16 protein-coding genes and 1 pseudogene are annotated in these 21,932 nt (G+C 64.2%); 4 read left to right on the top strand and 13 right to left on the bottom strand.

The window, feature by feature from the left end; genetic code table 11:
- Positions 1-334 precede the first annotated feature (334 nt).
- Positions 335-688 carry a helix-turn-helix domain-containing protein gene (locus tag NM962_17220; GenBank protein ID UVO11665.1) on the bottom strand — a complete coding sequence of 118 codons (354 nt, stop codon included), beginning with the start codon at positions 686-688 and terminating at the stop codon, positions 335-337.
- Between the two features lie 342 nt (positions 689-1,030).
- On the opposite strand from NM962_17220, the gene NM962_17225 reads away from it, so the two are divergent.
- Positions 1,031-1,537 (top strand): hypothetical protein, encoded by a 507-nt coding sequence (locus NM962_17225; GenBank protein UVO11666.1) that lies wholly within the window; start codon positions 1,031-1,033, stop codon positions 1,535-1,537.
- Positions 1,538-1,685: 148 nt separating this feature from the next.
- Here NM962_17225 and NM962_17230 read toward each other — a convergent pair whose 3' ends face one another.
- Positions 1,686-3,188, bottom strand: a complete 1,503-nt coding sequence (locus tag NM962_17230) for a hypothetical protein (GenBank protein UVO11667.1) — start codon at positions 3,186-3,188, stop codon at positions 1,686-1,688.
- Between the two features lie 616 nt (positions 3,189-3,804).
- Here NM962_17230 and NM962_17235 point away from each other — a divergent pair.
- Positions 3,805-4,626, top strand: a pseudogene (locus NM962_17235) (serine/threonine protein kinase).
- 1,326 nt (positions 4,627-5,952) lie between these two features.
- Here NM962_17235 and NM962_17240 read toward each other — a convergent pair.
- The 10 genes from NM962_17240 to rpsF all read right to left on the bottom strand — a co-directional run bounded on the left by NM962_17240 (position 5,953) and on the right by rpsF (position 15,697).
- A complete protein-coding gene (locus NM962_17240; GenBank protein ID UVO11668.1) occupies positions 5,953-6,603 on the bottom strand; it encodes a carboxymuconolactone decarboxylase family protein in 651 nt (216 codons plus the stop codon).
- 9 nt (positions 6,604-6,612) lie between these two features.
- Positions 6,613-7,092: a hypothetical protein gene (locus tag NM962_17245; GenBank protein ID UVO11669.1), complete on the bottom strand. Its 480-nt coding sequence runs from the start codon at positions 7,090-7,092 to the stop codon at positions 6,613-6,615.
- Between the two features lie 188 nt (positions 7,093-7,280).
- On the bottom strand, positions 7,281-7,751 hold the full coding sequence (locus NM962_17250) for a hypothetical protein (protein ID UVO11670.1): 471 nt from the start codon (positions 7,749-7,751) through the stop codon (positions 7,281-7,283).
- The gene (locus tag NM962_17255; GenBank protein UVO11671.1) at positions 7,751-8,422 is read right to left on the bottom strand and encodes a carboxymuconolactone decarboxylase family protein; all 672 of its coding nucleotides are present in this window, start codon (positions 8,420-8,422) and stop codon (positions 7,751-7,753) included. The genes NM962_17250 and NM962_17255 overlap by 1 nt, the downstream gene beginning before the upstream one ends.
- Before the next feature lie 53 nt (positions 8,423-8,475).
- The gene (locus tag NM962_17260) at positions 8,476-9,984 is read right to left on the bottom strand and encodes a GMC oxidoreductase (GenBank protein UVO11672.1); all 1,509 of its coding nucleotides are present in this window, start codon (positions 9,982-9,984) and stop codon (positions 8,476-8,478) included.
- A gap of 478 nt (positions 9,985-10,462) precedes the next feature.
- Complete coding sequence (locus NM962_17265) at positions 10,463-13,543, bottom strand: replicative DNA helicase (protein ID UVO11673.1); 3,081 nt, start codon at positions 13,541-13,543, stop codon at positions 10,463-10,465.
- Between the two features lie 497 nt (positions 13,544-14,040).
- Positions 14,041-14,499 carry a 50S ribosomal protein L9 gene (rplI, locus tag NM962_17270; GenBank protein ID UVO11674.1) on the bottom strand — a complete coding sequence of 153 codons (459 nt, stop codon included), beginning with the start codon at positions 14,497-14,499 and terminating at the stop codon, positions 14,041-14,043.
- A gap of 32 nt (positions 14,500-14,531) precedes the next feature.
- A complete protein-coding gene (gene rpsR / locus NM962_17275; protein UVO11675.1) occupies positions 14,532-14,786 on the bottom strand; it encodes a 30S ribosomal protein S18 in 255 nt (84 codons plus the stop codon).
- A gap of 33 nt (positions 14,787-14,819) precedes the next feature.
- The gene (locus NM962_17280) at positions 14,820-15,329 is read right to left on the bottom strand and encodes a single-stranded DNA-binding protein (GenBank protein ID UVO11676.1); all 510 of its coding nucleotides are present in this window, start codon (positions 15,327-15,329) and stop codon (positions 14,820-14,822) included.
- Between the two features lie 77 nt (positions 15,330-15,406).
- Positions 15,407-15,697: a 30S ribosomal protein S6 gene (gene rpsF, locus NM962_17285; GenBank protein UVO11677.1), complete on the bottom strand. Its 291-nt coding sequence runs from the start codon at positions 15,695-15,697 to the stop codon at positions 15,407-15,409.
- A 184-nt stretch (positions 15,698-15,881) separates the two neighbouring features.
- On the opposite strand from rpsF, the gene NM962_17290 reads away from it, so the two are divergent.
- Positions 15,882-17,621: an AMP-binding protein gene (locus NM962_17290; GenBank protein UVO11678.1), complete on the top strand. Its 1,740-nt coding sequence runs from the start codon at positions 15,882-15,884 to the stop codon at positions 17,619-17,621.
- Positions 17,622-17,805: 184 nt separating this feature from the next.
- On the top strand, positions 17,806-18,903 hold the full coding sequence (locus NM962_17295; GenBank protein ID UVO11679.1) for a PE-PPE domain-containing protein: 1,098 nt from the start codon (positions 17,806-17,808) through the stop codon (positions 18,901-18,903).
- 9 nt (positions 18,904-18,912) lie between these two features.
- On the opposite strand, the gene NM962_17300 is transcribed toward NM962_17295, so the two are convergent.
- On the bottom strand, positions 18,913-21,912 hold the full coding sequence (locus NM962_17300) for an MMPL family transporter (GenBank protein UVO14799.1): 3,000 nt from the start codon (positions 21,910-21,912) through the stop codon (positions 18,913-18,915).
- Between the last annotated feature and the right edge of the window lie 20 nt (positions 21,913-21,932).

Consider the following 21,932-nt stretch of genomic DNA (forward strand, 5'->3'; position numbering starts at 1 on the left):
CGGACAAAATGTCTCGGGCAGAAAATCGCTCCGGCAGACACATTCAAGCAGCGCTACACAATTCGTAAACAGTTGCGCGGCTACGCTATTGCGTGATTGGAGGAAAAATCCCTGGACAGCACGGATGCCTTCCCAGAAAACTCAGTCCTGAGACGCCGCAGATCACACACAGTGACGTTCGTCACACCGTTTCGTTGGTGGTGCAGTAGTTGTAGCTGATGTCAGTGGGGAATGCTTTTGCTGCCGCTCGAAAGCCTTGTACGCATGCGGCTTTTCGCATGACAGGTCGATGCCCGGTGAAGTGGGGGCTATCGCGACAAGCCGAGTGGGCAGATCATCCATTTGCGCCGTGCCGCAGGGCAGCAGCAAACGCGTCTTGATCGGCGCGCCGGCGGGTCAACTGGTTCGGCGTCAGGCGCGCGTCAGTGGCATCAAGTACGTCATCGTGATCATCGTAGGGGGCCAACTTGATTCGGACTTCGAGGTCGACCGCCGCCAGGATACGCAACAGGACGGGAAGTGACGGTTGCCGCGTGCCCGATTCGATGCGGGCGATCGTCGACTGTGGCATATCAGCCAATTCGGCGAGCTGCCGCTGCGATACGCCGGCCCGGCTCCGGGCTACTTTCAACAGATTTCCCGCCAGCCGCTCCGCGTACCCGACTCCCGTCGGCCCCGTTCGCGCCATAACACCACGATAGCCAATCAGCTATCGTACGTTCGGCCGCGGGCCAGACCGATCCCATAGCTGTGTTGTGCCGAACCCCACTTCCAGGACCATTTCTTGAGAGACAGGGGAGGGTCCAATGAGAGACGACGACACACCAGAGGCGCCGAGTCGGTTGCTGTCGGCGATGTCGCATCGACGGCGATGCTTAGCCGGTGTGTTGGTGGTCTGATTCGGACATGGACGGAGTCGGGATCGACTTGCCCTTGGTCAGTTCCCAGCGCCGACTTTGTCCTGGCTAGTCAAGGGGTGGGTGTTCTTGGTCGAACCTCGAAGGCGGAAGGGGCCTTCCAGGAAGCGGGGATGTTGGTGGCGGATCGCCAGGTACTGATGCTGAGGCAGCGATTCCCCACCGCGCGAGCCGCTGATGGCAACGCGCATATTCCCGGATACATGATCAATCTTGAGCCGACCAGTGAGCCATCGGAGCCGGTGGTCGATGACTTTATACGGTTGCTCCAACAGGCCATAGAACACGTCCGAGTCGCCGACGAAGCTTTGGTCGTTGAGCGTGGTGGCTGGGGCAGGCAGTCCGGACCGTACTGCCTGTTCGTGGAGTTAGAGCAAGATCGAGTCCTGATCAATAGCATCCAAACGGCACCACAGCCGGTTGGTTCCTCGATCTGGTCTCCCCATAACGTGCCTGGTGAGTCGCGAACGACGCTGAAGATGCTAGCCGGCAGTGAAACCGTCAGTCAGGGGCCGTGGGTGATGCTGGATGCGATCCACCGTTGGGGCTTGACACCCTGGGACTTGACGTTGTCCTTCGTGCCCCTAAGCAACCGGCGCGACCCGCGTGCCAGTCGCTGATTCGCTTCAGTCCGGAGGCGGCGTAGCCCCGTGTATCGCTTCGCGCGGCGGCGGCCATCCCTGTCGAGCAGTGCCCGATCACTGGTGGACGTCCTCGAAGCGGTTCCGCGGAAGCGCCAACGCAGTGTCCGCGGCCGCTACCTCGTGCTCATTGAGTATCTGCTGTGCCAGCCGAGATCTCGAAGATCTCACCTTTGATCGCCCAGCAGGTATCGGCCGGTTCCGGTTCGACGGGAAACAACTCGCCAGCAAAGCACCGGTCGTCCGAGGGGTTCCACTGGACGCCACCCATCCGGGGGTAGACGAGTCGTGGTACCGGGCCGATCACGGCCTCTCCTTGATCGCGCAACAACCACTCAATCTCTTCGGGAGCGCCCTGGAGGAACTCCGCAAGCCAAGCCACGACGTCAGCGAGGTCCTTCGTGCCGGTGTGCGCCTGGAATGCGCAGATCACCCCATCGAAAACTGCTTTCATCAATTCGGCCTTCATATACGTCCCATGCCCATACGGCGCACGCAGTCGGACTCTGAGTGCGAATGGCACTCCAGGGGCGAGCACCTGCTCGGCGGTGTCGGCTTCACGGCGGACGCGACGGCGGGCCAGCGCCAGCCAAATGGGTGCCAGCGTCGTACCTTCCAGCTCGGTCCAGTCGAACGACGCGAGCGTGCGCACCCGGTTCCAGTAGATGAAGTTGTCGGATCGCGCGAGCGTGTAGCGGTAGCCGAATCGATACTCAGCCCCATCGGGTGCCGGAGGCGCATCGAGGCCTCCGTATTCCAGGCGGATCCCGTTGCGGCCTGCAACGCTGAACGAGTCGATGTTGTAGAGCACGAGGTTTTCGATGTCGGCTTTGGGATGTTTGTCGCCGAAGAACGTGGCGTGCAGCACCTCTCGATCTGCCGGCGACAGCCGTCGGCAGCGGCTGCGGATTTCATCCCGCAGTCGCTCTTGCCAAGCCGGCTGGCGCTTGTAGCGGATGTAGTCATCGGCCCAGGCTTCGACCGCAGGACTGTTCGTGGTCGGCCCGTGGATATCCCAACGACCATCGCGCGCCGGAGGCTTCACCGGCAGCGTCGGCTTGGTTGGGAGTAAGTGCACGACGTTGGGTTCTGGGTGGCAGGAACCGCAGCGCTGGATCGACACTCGCACCTGATCGGCAGCCCACTCGTCGAGTGCGTCCAGATGATCCGAGCAAACCTTGACGTATGGACCGACCAACGCGGCGCCTCGCGAGAGCTGGTCAGTAAGCGTCCGACAATCGGCACGGTGCAGACGCGCACCGGTCGGGTTGTGACTGCGCAAAATGTTGATCACGTAGCCATTCGGATGGTCCTTGAGCCAGGCTCGATAGCCAGGTTCATCGTCACGGAACTCACGCGCGGCCGGATTCCGATGCCGGCTCTGTTTCCAGTACTCCACGACCTCGTCACGTCTGCTCTCGTCGTCGCCGGGATAGTGCGACCACCGACTGCTGCCGTCGAAGCCACAGATGAGCAGCCCGCGATCGCACTGGAAGGCGAAACCACCGCCGTGTTCGTCGTCATTGAACCCTTGGTGCACGACCTCAACAGTGGTTGACGGGTCAGCAGCCCATTTCGCGGTCAGCGCCTCAACCTTCGCCCGGGTAACCGGCGGCGCAATTTCGTCCAACGTCCCTCCCAGCGAGAGAATAGCGAGGTGGTCTGACATTGATGAGTATTGAATCCGTCTCGCTGAATGGCCCGGCCGGTCTATCGACGCCGCGGCGATAATCGCCCGCATCATCCACCACGCCGACGTCCTAACCCTCAAAGACGCCAGCTACTGGCTGCGCAACCGCGGAATCGAGACCCTGCCCAGCATCAGAACCCAGGACACGGCAGACCAGAAAGCCAGCGAACTGAAGCTCCCCGGGTTTCGTGCACGCCTTCTTTTGACGGAAGGATGGCACGATGCCGACGAAATGCGAGCTCCGTCTAACTCATCAAAGATGCCGATCGGTTCATGTGCGCCGTCAGATCCAGGGTCTCCGCCCTGTGTGCGGCGATACGCCCGGTACCGGTTCACGACGTTGACGACACTGGAGTACTTAAGTCCAGTGGACTGCACTGCCCCAATCGATTACGCCGAGCACCAGGCTGTCGCAGTATCCCGATGGAGCCTGCGAGCCGAGAAACGGTTCACAGCGATCGACAAGCCTGCTGAGTTGGCCAGAGGATAGCGCCATGTTCGTATTTTGCCATATTTTTCCAGCCTTCCGGCGCGGACGCCATCTATGATGCCGCCCATGCCGCTGCGCATCGGGGAGAGCTTCGCCGGGTACCGGGTCCTGCGGCTGCTCGGCTCCGGAGGGATGGGCGAGGTCTACTTGGTTCAGCACCCCCGCTTGCCTCGGCAGGAGGCGCTGAAGGTGCTTCGACCCGACATATCGATCGACCCCTCCTTCCGGGATCGGTTCATCCGTGAAGCAGACCTCGCGGCTGGACTACGCCACCCTCACATAGTCGGCGTACACGATCGAGGCGAGCACGATGGACAGCTCTGGATCTCGATGGACTACATCGACGGCACCGATCTCGGCCAGCTAGTGGAGAAGTGGTACCCGGCTGGTATGCCCGTCGAACTTGTCGTGCCCATCGTGAACGCGGTGGCTAACGCCTTGGACTACGCCCACAAAAAGGGCCTGCTGCACCGCGACGTCAAACCCGCCAACATCATGGTCGCTGACCTCGGCACCGACGACCCGAGCATCTTCCTCACCGACTTCGGCATCGCCCGTCCCCTCGACGACACGAACGGCCTCACCACAACCAACATGACGGTTGGGACAGTTGCCTACGCAGCGCCCGAGCAACTCATGGGCGAAGCGATGGACGGGCGAGCTGACGAATATGCGCTGGCAGCAACAACATACAACCTGCTGACCGGCGCACAACTGTTTCCGCGCTCCAACCCCGCCGTCGTCATCAGCAGACACCTCAACACGCCACCGCCCAATTTGGGTGACTGTCGCCCGGACTGCGCATACCTAGATGGCGTGCTCCAGTTTGCACTGGCCAAGAACCCGGCTGAACGTTTTATATCCAGTTCGGCGTTCGCACAGGCCTTGACCGCTGCATCGCCTGGACAGCCAGGTGCGTCTGCAAACGCAACGACTAAAGCGGCAGGGCACCCACGCAGGTTCTCGGCCACGATCGGTGCGAGCCTGCCCAAGTCACCACCCGCCGTGCGTTCTCGGCACTTCTGGGTTGGTCTGGCCGGATTCGCTGCAACCATCGTCCTGATCGGCGTTATCGGGGTGCTGTGGCGGCCATGGCAGCACTCGCCATCGAAAAACGCTGTCGTCTCGTCGAGCACTGCACTGACCGCGCCCACCCTGACCGCGACGGTAGCCGCACCGCCCCCTGCCCCTACCCCTGCCGCGCCGGAGTCGTCTCTTCCGACGAGTGCGCTGACGACACCGTCGGTGGCGGTAACAACTCCTGCGTCCAATCCCAACGGGCCTGGATGTTCGTCGCAGCGACCGGACAAGTGTGGTCAATGGACGCCCGAGCAGGCCGCGTTCGCCTGCAGGGCAACCCTCGCCGGAGCCGACTACACCACAGACCTCAAGCGCATGCTTATCAATCGCTACGGGCTGAGTGAAACCAGCGCCTTCTTCCTCGGCAAGGAGGCCATGTACAGCATTAACAGCGGCGGAGCCTACATCGCTCCACCGTCCAACGCCGAAGGTTTCCACCCGCTGTGCAACGACATCGTTCCTTGACGTCAGGGGTTACCGATGTCGACCGCGAGTGGGGCGTTCGACCTGAGACCGGTTGCGGGGGTGAGAAATTGCAGCCCAGCGCGACACCGTGTCTTCAATGTCGCTCCCATAGCTCCGGCCGGCACTACCAGTGTGCTGCGGTATACATCAGGCGAAGCTGTAGCGCCTGTAGCGATGGGGTGGTGACTACCGTTCGCTACCACTGCGATGGAACCTCAGTGCAGATGCTGGATGCACCGCCGCTTGACCGCTAACGGTCCGCGCACCGGTCGATTCATCGCACAGCTCATCACCACAAAACTAGAGCGGCCGACATAAACGGCGGTCAGCTCCCAGAACACGGCGACGAGCCGGTAGCAACCCTCGACGCCGCGCCGTCAACGGCATCCCAGCAATCACTCCGAAGCATGCGTCCTCACGCATGACACGTTCGTGAGACATATGACAAGGAGATGTAGGGTCTCAGGCCGCGTGTCATTTTGAGACCTTGTGGACTGCGGCGATGAAGGTTGTCTCACGCGGCGTCATCTGGGTTTGTCTCAAGGTTGTGTCACTTCTTCAGGCGACGAGCCCAAGCTCGCCGACGAAGCTCGCTGTAGATGCGTCGGGGGCGTAGTGTACGGCGGTTGGTCCTGGACAGCGAGCGGCGCAAGAGCGCAATTGTCTTGTCTAGGAACGCCGAAACCTGCGCAGGACGTGGCGGAGAGATTCGCGGCGAATCAGTGCGGTGGTGACGAACATGGGAAAGGTGACCGTCCAGGCGAACAGGGAGACTGCCAGTTCATCGCGCAGCCTGCTGTTGTCGATGGGCTGGTGCGAGAGTCGCGCCAGCAGGGCATCGAAGGTGTTGGTGCTGCGGTTCAAGATCGTGATGATCCTGGCGATCGTCTCGATGCGGCGGCGGTGGGCGCTGTCGAATGCAACCGTCACCGCGGTTTGAAGCAACGGCGAGACCGGGCCGAAGTCGGCGCGTGCCAACGCTTCGGCGTAGGTGGTGGCCAGCCATTGCGGGTCATGCGGTGAGCCGAGGGTCTGTTTTTCCTGCGGGTCGGCCGGTGCTTCGATTCCGGAGATCGTCGAGAGCGGAAGGCCGGTGCGTAGCGCCCATTCGCGGTGGATGAAGGTGCAGTAGCGGCAGTCGTGGGCGTGGGATACCGCCAGCATGATGGCTTCTCGGGTTTGGCGGTCCACTGCGCGGCGCAACCAGACATCGGCTCCGATCTTCCATTTGACCCGCCGCAGATCTGCTCGCAACTGAGCGACGGTGTAGGTGCGTTTGTTGAAGACGTCAAAGACGCGATCGGGCGGCACGGCGATCATCGGTTTCGGTCATTGATCTTGTTCAACCCGGCGCTGGGCGGCGCCTTCTGTCAGGATCGTCCAGAGCAGGTCGCTGATCTGTTCGGCGGTTTTGTTCGGCGGATGGTCGGCCGTCCAGTTCAGCGCCCCCAGCCACAGATCTCGCAGGGTGGGGATGTCGATGTCGGCGGCGATGAAGCCGGCGCCGGCGGCCTCGTAGAACAGGCCGTCAAAGAGCGAGAAGAGTCGGTCGTGGAGCAGCGCGGCCCGTTCCCGGTCGCCGCCTTTGAGGGACCGCCAGTCATAGAGCAGAACGTAGAGGGCATCGTTTCCGCTCCACAGCGTCTCAAGGTATGCCGTCATCGCTGCGCGCAGTCGGTCATCGACGCTGTGCTTGCCGGCGATCGCTTGGCGGATCGCATCGGTGGTGCGCTCGACCGCACTTTCCATGACCGCGATCAGCAGCCCCTCTTTCTTGGCGTAGCGGTACTGCAGGCTGCCCAGCAGCATTCCGGCGTCGTCGGCGACCTGGCGGACCGTGGTGGCCAGGTAGCCCTGCGAACGGAAACGCCGTGCGGCGCTGTTGAGGATCTTCGTGCGCGTGTCGCTTGCGCGGTGTCGTGATGTGATGGCCGGTGTCCTTCGGCTTGGGTTTTATGGTGGGATGGCCGGCGGTGGATGGGGTAGGAGCGAGTTTTCTACTGTTCGAGAGTGAAGTACAGCACCACCGTGCCGCGCAACGCGGCATGGCACAGATAGCGGTCGGGCGCCATGCTGCGGATCTCTGCTTCCAGCCCGCGCAGGAATCGCGGGTTGTCCGGGCGTTGATACGACAGCCGCGCGGCCTGCTCCCCGTACTGCACGCGGTAGCCGAAACGCTGGAAGCGTCCAGTCGAGGTCAACCAGACGTTGGCGCCGTTGTCGCCGTCAAAGGCCTTGCCGTACCACGGAAACCTCAGATGCGGAGTGATGTAGGCGATCGCCCGTCGCAGTCGGCCCGGCAGTGAGTCAAGAGCGGTAACGGCTGCCAGACGGCCGCGAAACACGCCCTTGAGTGTGTTTTCGGGCGGTGCGGCCAACTGGTCGAACAGCTGTTCGCAGTCGGCCATCGTGCGCAGCGACACACTGACGTCATCCCCCGGTGCGGCGTCGTGCCCGAGGCGGGCCATCAGGCGGCCTGCGCGTCGTCGGGCGCCTGACCGGCGGTGAAGACGCGGAACTCGCGAAGCAGCCGCAACGGCGACTTGCGCAGAATGAGACTCAGCGCCGGCACCAGGAGGGGACCCAAGGTCAACAGCCCAGCCGTGATGATCAGTTCGGCGGCCAGTGATTGCGAAGCCGGTTCACCGCGCAGGCGGCACAGCAAGGCATCCATGGTGTTTGCAGATCGGTTAACGATGGTCATCACCAGCGCGACGGCCTCGATGTTGCGGCGCTCACCGGCGTCATGGTGGCGGGCCGTGTCGGCGACGATCTCAGCCGGCAGCGTCCCGAAGTCGTTTTCGGCCAGTGATCTCGCGTAGACAAGCGCGCTCCACCTGCCACGATCGAAGTCCGCGGGATCGGTGCCTTCCAGTTGCGCGATTTCGTCGTCGGACGCACCGGTGCGGATGGCCCATTCCTGGTGGATGTAGCTGCAGTACCGGCAGCCGTTTGCCCGGGCAACGGTCAGCATGACCTGCTCCCGCAGGCTCGGATCCATCCGGTGCAGTCCCCATACCAGCCCCGCGCGCGGGGCGAGCGGGATGAACCGCACGAGAGCTGCGGCCAGTTGGCGCAGCGTATAGGTTTTCCCAATCGGTTTTCCGCCGGCGCGTGCCGGCTTCTTGGTGAACAGCATGTCCAGCTCTCCCTTCAGAGTTTCTGTTTACCCGGTGCGGCTCTTCGGCGGTGTCACGAGCCGACCCCTATCATCAGCGCGGCCTGCCGTTCGGCCATCGCCGCAATCCCCAGCGACGGAGGCACCCCGGGGGCGGCCGGGTAGATAGAGCCGTCTGCGATGAAGAGCCCCGGGTGACCGAAGACCTCCCCGCAGTGGTCGATCACTCCGTCGTCGGGTGAAGCCCCGATCGCCGCGCCCCCAACCGGGTGGACGGTGACCAATCGTCGGCTTCGTTGTCCGCCGGGCCAGTTCCCACGGAACCACGACGGCTGGTAGGCCTCGGCGATGCGTTTGACCCGGGCGTCGGTCTGCGCATAGAAATCGGTGTTGCTGGCCTTATACGCCGGGGCGAACGGGACACCGTCGGCGGCATGCAACCGAATCCCGGGCTCGCGGCCCGTCGCGAACAGAAACACGGTTTCAGACAGCCAGCGGCGTACCGGTCCCGGTAGCGGGAGCTGGGCAACCGGTGGTGCGGCCTCGCCGACGAATCCGCCGTCGGCCAGGCGGTGCACGTTCTGAAACATGGCGTGCCGCCCCTCATGGGTGGCCGGAAGCGCTCGGCTCAGCATCGCCAGATAGTCCCCGTTACCGGAGAAGTTCTTGCCCAGCGCGGGCGGCAGAGCGGGCATGCTGCGGTGTTTGTCGCGGGCGGCGAACAACAGGCGCAGCGTTCCGACCGTTCCGGCGGCCAACACCAGACGCGGTGTGACGATCACATGATCGGTTCCGCGGTGGTGGTCGCGCCATGCCACGTCGTAGCGGTGGTCGGTCCCGCCGATCGCGGTCACCTCGCACAGCGCCCGGATATCGGCGCCGTGCCGCCGCGCCAACGCAAGATAGGTCTGATCCAGCGTGGTCTTGGCGGTGTGTTCACATCCGATGACGCAGGCACCACAGGCCCGGCACGTTTGTTGCGGGTTGCCGACCGCGTTGTTGCGCCACTGTGGAGCAGCGGGGTCGCCGAACTGGATGCCCATTACGGGTGCTTCAGCCGACCCCAGGCCTGCGCGGGCGAGCCCGCGGGCGAAGACCTCCCGCGAGGCAACCGGATACGGCAACGATTGCGGACGCTGGATCGCTTCAACCATCTCGAAGTAAGACGCCATCTCGGCATCGGAGATCTCATCGGGAAAGTACTGGTCGAAGAATCCGGCCGCCGGCCGCGCCTGATATCCCGCGTAGACCAGGGAACCGCCGCCGACACCGCTGCCGACCACGACCGTGACTCCGGGCCACAGATGCACGTCGAACAACCCGGTCGGACGCGACCACAAAACCCGCTGCCCGCGATCGTTGGCCCTGGTCAAACCTCGGAGAAATCCGGGCATCTTCGACAGGCCACGCGGAAATGGTCGGGTGACTTCCGCATCCCGAGAATCGCCGCCCGCGCCCCACCACGGTCCGCGTTCCAGGACAAGTACCGTCATCCCGGCTTCGGCCAACCGTGCCGACATCACCGCACCGCCGAACCCGGAGCCGACCACTACCGCATCAAAGTCGCCGGCGGGCTGGGACATATTCCTGGCCAACGGATTACCGACTCGTCCGAATCTGGCTGACCCCGCGCGTCACCCTGGGATGACGAACCATCCCGGCTTTCATCGAGTGCGTCTCCGGCCTATTTCCGCAGACCGTATCTCCGGCGGCGTCCGGCGGTCTCGACGAGAACGCCCCCGATCCTTGGTCATGCGACTAAATGTTAGGGCGGGGCCGACCGCAATGCAACCACCCGTAATTCTTGGCGATGGAGGGACTACCACGGCGAAGGGTGGCTGGTGCGTACCTGACCCGAGGTAAACCCCTTTTTCCGAGAAGTACGGTGGGTCGGCATCCACTCACGGCATATGCGCATATCTGCATGACACGTTGGTGAGACACATGACAAGGACATGACACCGCCGCTGAGAATATGACACGGAGCGTGAGACCCTACAGGAGATGACACCGCCGCTGAGAATATGACACGCAGCGTGAGACCCTACAAAAAGTCGCCCCTCAGTGCGCCATGTTCGTAAACCGCGACAGGTGCAGCTGGTGCGCTACCGTCACCGTCTTCGTCGGCCCGTTACGGTGCTTGGCCAGGATCAGGTCCGCCTCGCCGCCGCGCGGGTCGTCCCGTTCGAAGGCATCGGGCCGGTGCAGCAGGATGACCATGTCCGCATCTTGTTCCAGCGAGTTATGGGCTGAAATCCCCTGTGCCACAAAGTTATGCGTGCCGGGAACGGTTCCGTCGAAAACATCGCGCTCACCGATGCTGGTGATTTCAACGATCTTGTCCCAGAAGACATCGTCTGTCGCAAGGTCGTGCAGATCGTGGTCTTCAAGCAATGCTGCTGCACGATGCAGAGTCATCCTGCTCGGTGGATACTTCCAGAGGGCCGCACCATGGTACTTGCTCCCTAGTGCCGCGGCAAGCTCACGCCGTGAAATCCCCCTGCGGGCCAAGGAGTCTCGCACCCTATTCCAGACCTCTCGCGGGATGGTGTCGGAGTTGGCGCGACCGTCAATCTGACGCAGGTTGGCGAGTACCTCTTGGCCCGCAAAGAATTTCAGACCGTTAACCCCTACGTTTTGAAGGAAGCGCTTCTGGTTCTCCGCACCGAAGATGTGGACGTGCCACGAATCCCTGTACCCACTCTTCTGAGCCTTATAGATGCGGCAAAAGATACCCAGCCGCACGAGCAGTTGAGCTACGTCGTCGACCAATCGACGGCTCGTGGACGCGTAGTATATCCTTCCCTGACGCAGCTTCTCATCCCAACGTACTGAACCATCGGTGGCCCAGAGGTGGTTCAAGAACAAGGCAATTTGGTCGTTCGGGGCGGAGAATATCGCCTGCGGCACGAACTTTTCGTAGCTGCACTTGCCGAACAGCCCCAGCTTGTCCAGCCACGCCGCGATCGGATTGCGCTTGCCGTGTGTCAGCCGGTACGGCGCCGGCAGGCGCAGCGTGGTCACCCGGGCGGCCGGGTACTCATCGCGGACCGCCGTCACCCCGAAGTGCATGGCCGCGACCGTCACCGCGGTCAGGTTCGCCTCGTCGATCGACGCGTACCGGATTGGCTGGTTCTTCACGCATGAGCCGTCGCCGATCATGTGCGCCAGCAGGATGACTTCACAGTCCTCCATTCGCTGGGTGTCGACTGGCTCGGGCACCCGCCGCGGAACCGCCAGCCGGTCCCCGACGGTCAGGTCGCCCAACGCCACCCAGCCATCCAGGGTGAGGAACGGGTGATTGGCGGTGGCCTCCACCTCGCGCCCGGAGGCCATCCGCAGCTTGAAGACCTCGCGGTGCCCGCTGGGGAACACGTTGGTCATCGGCCGGGCCACCATCCGCAGCTGTTCATCCAGCGACCACACCAGCGGGCGTTCCCCGGTACGCATGAGCTCACCCAGGGTGACCTCGGAGCCGTTGTCGGCCCGCAGGATTCGCGTCGAGGCGGTCAGGCAGCCGGATTCGCGGAGGTCTGCCAACATCGGCTTCTTGTCGGTGCGCTGCTCGGGGCCACGGTTGAGCTGGCTCAGCGCGATCACCGGCACCTCGAGCTCCTTGGCCAGTAGCTTGAGGTTTCGGGAGAATTCCGACACCTCCTGCTGGCGCGACTCGACCTTCTTGCCGGAGGTCATCAGCTGCATGTAGTCGACCGCCACCAGTCGCAGGTCGGCCTTCTGCTTGAGTCGGCGGGCTTTGGCGCGGATCTCCATCATGGTCAGGTTCGGCGAATCATCGATGTAGAGCGGCGCCTCGCTGATCTCACTCATCCGCCGCGCCAGCCGGGTCCAGTCGTCGTCTGTCATCCGTCCCGAGCGCATGTCGCCGAGTTTGATCTTGGCTTCAGCGGAGAGCAGTCGCATGACGATCTCGGACTTGCTCATTTCCAGCGAAAAGATGACGCTGGCCATCCGGTTCTTGATCGAGCACGACCGCATGAAGTCCAAGGCAAGCGTGGAGTTGTGAGTAGGCACCATGCCGCGGCCGGCCAGGTAGAGCCGCGCCGGGTTGTCGACCTGCACGCAGCGCACCGCGACGCTGGGCACCCGCCGCACCGACACGAGGCTCAGCGCCGGCGCCAGCAACGCGGTACCCCCGCCACCGGCCTGCGCCACCGAACCGGCCGGGGCGATCCGGTCCAGCCCGCAGCGCAACTGCGCGGTGGTACGCACACCCGCGTTCGTCGGCCACAGGTGCTCGGCGTCGGCAATAATCACGGTGCCGTCGGAGAACGCCACCTCGTAGCAGGGTCGGCCCAACAGGATGTCCGTTGCGGCCAGGACGCGAGTGGGCCGCCCGTCGGCGTCCAGCAACTCATCACCGATGGCGACGTCGCCCATCGTGGTCCAGCCGGTCGGGGTCGGCAACGGGGTTTTCAGCGCCAGCGCCTTCCCCATACCCGGACGCGCCGCAATGATGATCATCTGTCCCGGGTGCAGCCCGTTGGTCACTTCATCCAGATCGGTGAAGCCGGTCGGCACACCGCGCGCGATACCGCCGTGCGAGGCGATCGCGTCGATCTCGTCCATGGTGGGCTGCAGCAGGTCTTCGAGCGGAACGAAGTCCTCGGAGCTGCGCCGCTCGGCCACCTCGTAGATCTCGGCCTGGGCGCGGTCGACGATCTCGGCGACATCGGCGCCCTCGGCACCGGCGTAGCCGTACTGCACCACCCGGGTGCCGGCCTCCACCAGCCGGCGCAGCAGCGCCTTCTCCGCGACGATCGTGGCGTAGTAGCCGGCGTTGGCCGCGGTGGGCACCGTTGAGATCAGCGTGTGCAGGTACGGGGCGCCGCCCACCCGGCGCAGCAGGCCGCGGCGGTCGAGCTCGGCGGCCACGGTCACGGCGTCGGCCGGCTCTCCGCGCCCGTAGAGGTCCAGGATCGCGTCGTAGATGTTCTGGTGCACCGGGCGGTAGAAATCAGCGGGCCGCAGCCGCTCCAGCACGTCGGCGATGGCGTCCTTGCTCAGCAGCATGCCCCCGAGCACCGACTGCTCTGCAGCCATGTCCTGGGGCGGTTGGCGGCCGACGTCCTCGCGTGGCGGCTCCTCGAGCTCAGAGTGACCACGGTCGTCGACTACTGCCATGCGCCCCTCCTCTTCCACTGGCACGATCGAATGTCTATTCGGCGTTAATGGGCCGAACATATCCGGTGGCTGTGACATCTCTGGCCGCCCCCGTTGTGCCGTGCCGCGTTGACGGTAGGCGTTGCTGGCGGCCCTACAAAACGAGCTTGTTCACAAAGGTGTGGATTAAGTGTGCACACCCGTCCCCCATTTGTTTGGGACGGTGGGGAAGACTTGTGGATTACGCTACTCAGCAGCGTTATCCCTGCAGGTGAGGGCAGTAACTAGGGGTGTTTTGATTGTGGAGGACAATCTCTTCGGCGTGTCGTCATAGGTTGCCGTCTTGGGCGTGTTGCTTTGCGGACAGGTAGACGCGATTCCACGTCAAGGTAAACGACCCCGCCCTTACATACGGACCTAAAAGTTAGCCAGCACTAACCCGGGCTGACTGCCATCTGAACACAGCAAAGCCCCGGCGGCACCAATCATGGCTCTGCCGGGGCTGCTGAGGTACGTGCTTAGTTTGCCGCGGCGACGTCGAGGGTGACGTCGACGTTCACCTCGGGGTGCAGGTGCACCGACACCGGGTGGCTGCCAACGGCCTTGATGTGGGCCTTGGGCAGCCGGACGATCCGCCGGTCGAGGTTCGGCCCGCCGGCCTTCTTGATGGCGGCCACCACGTCAGCGGCGGTCACCGAGCCGAACAGCTTGCCCGAGTCGCCCGAGGTCTTCACCGGCAAGGTGACGGTGCCCAGCGCCTGCAGAGCTTCCTTGAGCTCCTTGGCGTGGTCCAGGTCGCGCACCTGCTTGGTCTCGCGGGCACGACGGATGTCGTCGGCCTGCTTCTGCGCGCCGCGCGTGGCGACGATGGCCAGCCCCCGCGGGAGCAGGAAGTTGCGGCCGTATCCGTCCTTGACCTCGACGGTGTCTCCGGCCGCTCCGAGGTGGTCCACCTCAGCGGTCAAAATGAGCTTCATCGTTTCGAACTTTCTCTGACTTGAGGGGTCGGCTAGCGCGCCGACGAGGTGAAGGGCAGCAACGCGACCTCGCGAGCGTTCTTCACCGCGAGCGCGACGTCGCGCTGGTGCTGAACGCAGTTACCGGTCACACGACGGGCGCGGATCTTGCCCCGCTCACTGATGTAGGTGCGCAGCAGCGAGGTGTCCTTGTAGTCGATCACCTGCTTCTTGTTCGAGCAGAATGCGCACTTGCGAGTCTTGATCGGCTTCTCAGGAGCCGGACGCCGCTTGTTGGATTTGGCCATCTACCTATCTCTTTCGTGCTGTGGTTCGTTTGTCTAAAAGGGCGGCTCGTCGTCGGCGCCACCGAAGGAGCCGGACGCCGGAGCACTGCCCCACGGGTCCTCCGCGGGCGGGCCGGACGGACCGGCCGAGGCCGGCATGCCGCCGCCCCCGCCGAAGCCGCCTCCGCCGCCGCCGCGGCTGACCTTGTTGATCTTGGCGGTGGCATACCGCAACGAGGGGCCGACCTCGTCGACCTCCACCTCGTAGACGGTGCGCTTCTCGCCCTCGCGGGTCTCGAAGGACCGCTGCCGCAGCCGTCCGGTGACAATCACCCGCGATCCGCGGGTGAGGCTCTCGGCCACATTCTCGGCGGCCTCGCGCCAGATGTTGCACCGCAGGAACAGCGCGTCGCCGTCCTTCCATTCACCGCTCTGCCGGTCAAAGACCCGCGGAGTGGAGGCCACCGTGAAGTTGGCGACCGCCGCCCCCGAAGGGGTAAACCGCAGATCGGGGTCCGCGGTCAGGTTTCCGACGACGGTGATCGTGGTGTCACCTACAGCCACGGGGCCCTCCTAGGATCGGTGTCAGCGCTGGATGCTGCATTCGCAGCATGAGCCTACGCAACGGCTGCGACAGCGGGCTACGACTTGTCGGTGCGCATCACCTTGGTGCGGAGCACCGACTCGTTCAGGCTGAGCTGACGGTCGAGCTCGGACACGGTGGCCGGCTCGGCCTTGACGTCGATGACCGCGTAGATGCCCTCGGCATGCTTGGCGATCTCGTAAGCCAGGCGGCGCTTGCCCCAGATGTCGACCTTGTCCACCGAACCGCCGTCTTTGCGGATGACGTTCAGGAACGTCTCCAGGGACGGGGCAACGGTGCGCTCGTCGAGAGTGGGGTCAAGGATGACCATGATTTCGTATGGACGCATGGGAACCTCATCACCTCCTATGGTCGTAGTGCGGCCGTGGAGGTATCCACGGCAGGAGGGTCGCCTGCGTCGGCAACCGGGCTAGGTTACCGGACCACCCGTGCCGCGGCGAAATTGAGGTACAAGGTACTAACCGTGCGACGTTGCCCAGCAGATGTCGCATTGTGACGGTAGCCTCACCGCCATGTCTGATGTTTCGCTATTAACTTTATTGCGCGAACGCGCCTCCCTCGCCCCAGACGAGGCCGCGTACACCTACACCGATTACGACCAGAACTGGGATGGTGTCGCCGAGACGCTGTCGTGGTCACAGATGTATCGGCGCGCGCTCAATGTCGCCAAGGAACTCCAGCGGCACGGGTCTGCCGGGGACCGTGCGGTGATCCTGGCCCCGCAAGGCCTCGGTTACATCGCAGGCTTCCTGGGCGCGATCCAAGCGGGATTCATCGCCGTGCCGCTGCCGGTCCCGCATCCCGGCGCGCACGACGAGCGGGTCAGCGCCGTTCTCACCGACACCGCTCCCACCGTCGTCTTGACCACGACCGGGGCGGCAGATCTCGTCGCTGAGTATGTCCGGGAATCCGGGGCCGACGCCACGGCAACCGTCGTCGAAGTCGACGCCTTGGACTTGGACGCCAGTGTGGCCATGGGTACGCAACCTGTCGACTCCGGCGGTGTGGCTTATCTGCAGTACACGTCGGGTTCGACCCGGCTTCCGGCTGGCGTGATGGTTTCGCATCGCAACCTTCAGGTGAACTTCCGGCAGTTCATGGCGGGCTACTTCCCGGAGTTCAACGGGGTGGCACCGCCCGACACCACGATCGTGTCGTGGCTGCCCTTCTACCATGATCTGGGCTTGATCCTGGGCATCATCGCGCCGATCTTGGGTGGCTACCGTTGCGAGCTGACGAGTCCGGTCGCGTTCTTGCAGCGTCCGGCGCGCTGGGTCCAAGCAATGGCCAGCCACACCCGATCGTTCTCGGCGGCACCGAATTTCGCTTTCGAACTGGCGGTGCGAAAGACCACCGACGAGGACCTGGCCGGACGTGATCTGGGCGACGTGCTGGGCATCGTCAGCGGTAGTGAACGCGTCCATCCCGCGACTTTGGAGCGCTTTCTCAACCGATTCGCCCCCTATAACTTCCGCGCCCGGGCCCTGCACCCGGCGTATGGGCTGGCCGAGGCCACGTTGTACGTCGCCACCCTCGATGTGGAATGCCCACCTCAGACCGTCTACTTCGAATCGGAGAAGTTGACGCGCGGCAGTGCGCAGCGGTCTGCCACCGAAGAGGGCACACCCCTGCTCACCTACGGTGTCCCGAAGTCGCCTGCGGTGCGCATCGTGGACCCCGAAACGTGCGCCGAATGCGCGGCGGGAACTGTGGGCGAGATCTGGACTGCCGGCGCCAATGTCGCTGCCGGCTACTGGAACAAGCCGGAACAGACCCAGGAGGTGTTCGCCGCGACGCTGGTCAGGGCGTCCGAGGGCACCCCGAACGGCCCGTGGCTACGGACCGGCGACCTCGGATTCATCTCTGAGGGTGAGCTGTTCATCGTCGGCCGCATGAAGGATCTGCTGATCATCCGCGGGCGCAACCACTACCCCGAGGACATCGAAGCCACCCTTCAAGAGATCAGCGGGGGTCGTGTCGCGGCCATTGCGGTTCCCGTCAACGAGGACGAGACCCTGGTCACCATCATTGAAGTTCGGGATCGTGGCGAATCCGCCGAGGACACCGCAGCGCGGCTGGCCGTCCTGAAAAACGACGTGCAGGCAGCGATCTCCCGAGTGCATGGAGTGACCATTGCTGACGTGGTGCTGGTGGGACCGGGATCGATTCCCATCACCACCAGCGGCAAGGTTCGCCGGGCGGCCTGCGTCGAGCAGTACCAGAGCCAGCAGTTCATCCGTATGGACCGCTGAGCCGGGTCACGTTTCCGCGGATTCATGGCAGCGCTGCACACGTGGGGTCGGCAACGCCGGCCGGGCCAGGTCGCCGCGCTGCTGGCCTCCGTAGGCGGTGTCTTATGCACTGCCGGTGTTCTAGGACTGTGAGAAGGTGGACGTTGGGTCCGGACGCGGGCCTGCACGGTTGAAGGGGTTAGCGATGAAACGACTGGTCGCCGGAGCTCTCGCGGTGTGGCTTGCCGGTTCGGCTGGCGGGTTGAGCGCCAGCACCGCTACCGCGGCGCCGGCACGTCCGACCGATACCCCCTGGGTTGCGCCGGCACCCTCGCCGACACCGCCGCCGGTGGGCGATGCGGCCACCGCGGACGTCGTCTACGCGGTCGGCGGTGCTCGTCCGCCCGGCATCCCGTGGGCGGACTACACCCGACGCGCGGGCGCCGGCTATTTCCCGAACAAGAAGCGGGACATCATCGACTACCCGGCCGGTGCGATGTTCCGGTGGGTACCCAGCATGTTCTCGCCGGGCACCCCACGCGACAACGTGACGGTGGCCGCCGCAGTGGATGCGGCGACCGACAGCCTGGATGCGGTGATCCGTCGAGGAACCGAGCCGGCCGCCGTGGTCGGGTTGTCGCAGGGGACCATGGCGCTGGACAAGGAGCAGGTCCGGCTCGCCAACGACCCCAGTGCGCCGCCGCCACACATGCTGCAGTTCTCGACGTTCGGCTCCCCCATGGGCAAGCACGCTTTCGGGAAGAGCTTTCTTTCCGGTCTCTTCCCGCCCGGTAGCCGTCTGCCATTGGACGACTACGTCATGCCCCCGGAGGTCGAGAGCCAGTACGACACCAATCGGATCGTCGCCGCCTACGACGGCATGGCCGATTTTCCCGACCGTCCCGACAATGTGTGGTCGGTCGCCAACGCGCTTCTCGGAGCGGCGATTGTGCACACTCCGGCCGCCTTCACCACGCCCGCTGATGTACCGCCGGAGAACATCCGGTCCACCGTCAACTCCCGGGGCGCGACGACAACGTCCTACCTGATTCCCATCAATCACCTGCCGCTGACCATGCCGCTGCGCTTCGCCGGCGTGCCCGACGACGTGGTCGACCAGCTCGACGCCTTCCTGCAGCCGCAGGTCGACGCCGGGTATTCCCGCAATGACGACCCCGCCACCCGGCCGATTTCAGTCAGCCCGGCGGGAATGGATGTGGTGCAGGTTCTGGGGCCGGAGACCAACAGCGCCGTCGACGACACCGTCGGCAAGCTTCGCAGCTTCTTCGGATTCACCGGCTGACGCATCGCGTCAGGCGTCGGTCACCGTCTCAATCGCAGTGCCGCTGGCGGTTTGACGTTTCGGATCGTCGGGCCGGGGTTGTAGCCATGGACGCGCGGGCCACCAATTCGCCCGTCCCAGCAGCGCGGCCGCGGCGGGCACGGTAATACTGCGCACCACAAACGTGTCGACAAGAATGCCGGCTCCGATCACGAAGCCGCCCTGCACGACAGCCCCGACGCTGGCGAACAGCAGTCCGAACATGGCAGAAGCGAAAATGAGACCCGCAGCGGTGATCACCGCGCCGGTAGACCCCACGGTGCGGATGACGCTGGTACGTACGCCCAGCGGTGATTCGTCACGCAATCGGGACGCGAGCAGCATGTTGTAGTCGGCTCCCACGGCCACCAGCACGACAAACGCCAAACCTGGCACGCTCCAATGTAATTGCTGGCCCAGCATGACCTGGAAGACCAAGACGCCAAGGCCGATCGCCGACAGGTAGGAGATGATCACCGAGCCCACCAGATAGATCGGGGCGACGACTGCTCGCAGCAGGGCGGTCAAGATCAGCAGCACCACCAGCGTCGTCAGGACGACGATGAGCCGGATGTCCCGGTCGTAGTAGTCGCGGATGTCACGCAGTGTGACCGGGTATCCGGAGATCGAAATCGAGGCGTCCGCCAGCACGGTATTGGGTTGCGCCGCTTGGGCAGTGGCAAGAATGGTGTTGACCTGGTCCATGGCTTTGGTGCTGAACGGGTCTTCATCGGTTTGAATGAAGTACCGCACCGAATGCCCGTCGGGCGAGACGAAGGTGTGGGCCAACGTCTTGAACTCCTCCGTGGCCAGAACCTGTCGGGGCACATTGAATCCCGCCATCGACGGTTCGGAAGCGTCGTGGCCCATCGTCATGAGAAACGCCGACGCGGTGTCGAGGCCCAGGCCCAACTCCTTGGTCTGCTCAACCAGGAGCTGCACCCCGTCGGCCACCTGACGACCGGCGCTGGCGAGCTCGTTGGTGCCGTTCTGCATCTCGATGATCTTCCGCTGCACCCGGCGAGGATTGTCGAATCCGAGCGCATGCAGCGACTGCGAGGCTGACTGCAAAGACCGACTCAGCCCGTTGACCGCCGACGACAAGGTCTGCGAGGGCTGCGCAGACTGCAGCTGACGAAACAGGCTGGAGATTTCATCGAGAGTGCCTGCGGCACGGGCGTTTTGCAGCTTGTGGAACTCGTCTCGCGCCGTCCCGCAAATCGGATTGGCATCACATGTCGGGCTGGTATCGAGGGACTCGGTCACGGGATCGACCCAGTCGAAACTGGACGCGAGCCCGGCGAAGGTCACCTGCAGAGCGTCGCCAAGCGCGCGAATACTGTTGACCAGCCTTGCTGCCTGGTCGATTTCACCGAATGTCTTGTTTCCCCCGAACTGCGTCTGCAGATACGCCAACGCGTCGACCAGACTGCGCACGCTGCCGAGCGACTGGCTGACCTCGGTCTTCAGATCTCCGAGGCCGTTTGCCAGCTTCCTGGAGCCCGTGGTCAGCCGGTCAAGGTCACCATCGCGCTCAGCGATCAAGCCCGCGGCGTCACCCAGCTGGCCCCCGACCTCACCGGCTTGATAAGTGGCCCTGGCCTCTTCGAGCGACTCACCACCCGGCCGGGTGACGCCACGCACAGCGGCCACACCAGGGATCTGGCTGATCCGTTGCGCCATCTGTTCCATGTCGGCAAGAGCGCGCGGGGTACGCAGATCGTTGGGCGATTGGACCAGCAGGTACTCCGGGACCGTCTGGTTCACCGGGAAATGCCGGTCCAGCGCCGCATAGCCCACCGAACTGTTGACGGAATCCGGCAGTTGCTTGCGGTCGTCGTAGTTGAACCGGATCAGCCCCGCGCCACTGCCCAACGCCAGCAACAGCGCCAGGCTGCCGATCAGATACGTCTTGGGTTGCCGAACGATCCGCACGCCGGTCCGGCGCCAGAACCGCGCAGCGCGTTCGCGGCGAGGCGCCACCCATCCGCGCGGCCCGGCCAGCGTCAGAATGGCCGGAAGCAACGTCACCGCAGCAAGAAATGCCAGCGCGATCCCGATCGCCAGCACCGGGCCGACCGTCGCGAACACCCCCAGTTTGGCGAAACCCATCCCCATCAGGGTCACTGCCACGGTCGCTGCGGACGCGGCAATCACCTTGCCGATCGACGCCAGGGCCAACTGCACCGCGCGCTGGCAGTCCTCGGCAGTACCGGATCCCATCCGGATGTAATCGTGATAGCGGCTGACCAGGAAGACGACGTAGTCGGTTCCCACGCCAGCGATCAATGCGCTGAGCATCACGATGGCCTGATTGGAGACGGCCATTCCGGTCACCAGGGACACCGTCGCGACCGCCGCCTGCGCGGCCACCATCGATGCGGCGATCGTGATCAAGGGCAGCAGCATGGTGAGCGGGTTGCGGTAGATGACGCCCAAGATGACCAGCAGCAGGACGCCGATCGCCAGCTCAATCGCGAACCGGTCCCGCGCTCCGGCGTCGGTGAGGTCGGCGACGGTAGCCGCCGGTCCAGTGACGTCGGCGGTCAGCGTCGATCCATCCACGGTCTGCTTGACCGTCTCGGCGACTCTTACGTATGCCGCGTAGGCCTCGGGGGTGCCCAAGTCGCCGGCCAGCCCCACCGGCAGAATCCATGCTTTGCCGTCACTGCTGGCGAGCACCTCCCGCAGCGCCGGCGTGGTGTGAAAGTCCTGCAGCATGACCACGTCTTCGGTATCGAGACGCAGCCGGTCCACCAATGCCCGGTAGACCTTTTCATCGGCTCGATCCAAGCCCTGCTCATCGGTGAGCAGAACGGTCAGCACGTTCTCCGAACCGTCCTCGCCAAAGGCGGCGGAGACCTTGGTGGCGGCCTGGACCGACGGAGCTTCAGCGGGCAGCACAGCGACAGGATGCCGCTGCGCCATATCGGTTAGCGACGGCGCGAACAGCGGCAGCAACACGACCAGCAACGCCCAGAAGCCGATCACCGGCCACGGGCGCCGCACGA

Origin of the sequence: Mycobacterium sp. SVM_VP21, from assembly GCA_024758765.1 — a bacterium.
In the GTDB taxonomy this organism is placed as follows: Bacteria; Actinomycetota; Actinomycetes; order Mycobacteriales; family Mycobacteriaceae; genus Mycobacterium; species Mycobacterium heraklionense_C.